Annotated in this window: 1 protein-coding gene; it reads right to left on the minus strand. The window is 66.3% G+C overall.

The genetic code is table 11. The features are described 5' to 3' along the window. Positions 1 to 23 precede the first annotated feature (23 nt). Complete coding sequence (locus tag BFF77_RS32175) at positions 24 to 533, minus strand: hypothetical protein (protein WP_245704035.1); 510 nt, start codon at positions 531 to 533, stop codon at positions 24 to 26. Positions 534 to 608 lie beyond the last annotated feature (75 nt).

Consider the following 608-nt stretch of genomic DNA (forward strand, 5'->3'; position numbering starts at 1 on the left):
TGCGCGGAGAGCGTTCTCGTGCGTCACGCAGTGGAACCGAGTGCAGAGGCTCGCTGTGTGCGGTCCTGCACTGCGATGGCCTCGGCGACCTCCTGGACAGCGCCTCGGATCAGGTCACCGTAGGAATCCTGAGGAAGGCTGGAAACGTGCGCTTTGGCCGCGTCGATGTGCTTGGTGGCGGCTTCGAAGGAGCCGAGTCGGCGGTAGTTGTCGGCAAGGTTGAGATGGAGGGAGGGGTAGAAGCCGGCGATGTGGAGATCGGCGTGGTGCTCCCGCACACGCTGCTCGGTCACGGCCTCGGCAGCGTCCATGGCCCGGATGTCCCAGGCCAGGGCCTGGGCGGGATCTTCGTAGAGATCCGCCAGGTAGTGGGCGAGGGAGCAACGGTGCAACGGATCGCCCGTGACGCCGATCTCCGACCACAGGCTCAGGAGCTTCTGGCGGGCGGAAGCGATGTCACCGGCTCGGCCATCGATGACCGCTCGGCCGATGGCTTCCATGGTCGGGTCGGGTCCGGCGGATGTGGTGGTCACGGGTGTTCCTCTTCGTCGTTCTCAGGCCGAGTGGTCGGATTTGACGGGCATGGCCAGGGTGGTGAGATCGCCGCG

This window comes from Streptomyces lushanensis, from assembly GCF_001700515.1.
Taxonomy (GTDB): Bacteria; Actinomycetota; Actinomycetes; order Streptomycetales; family Streptomycetaceae; genus Streptomyces; species Streptomyces lushanensis.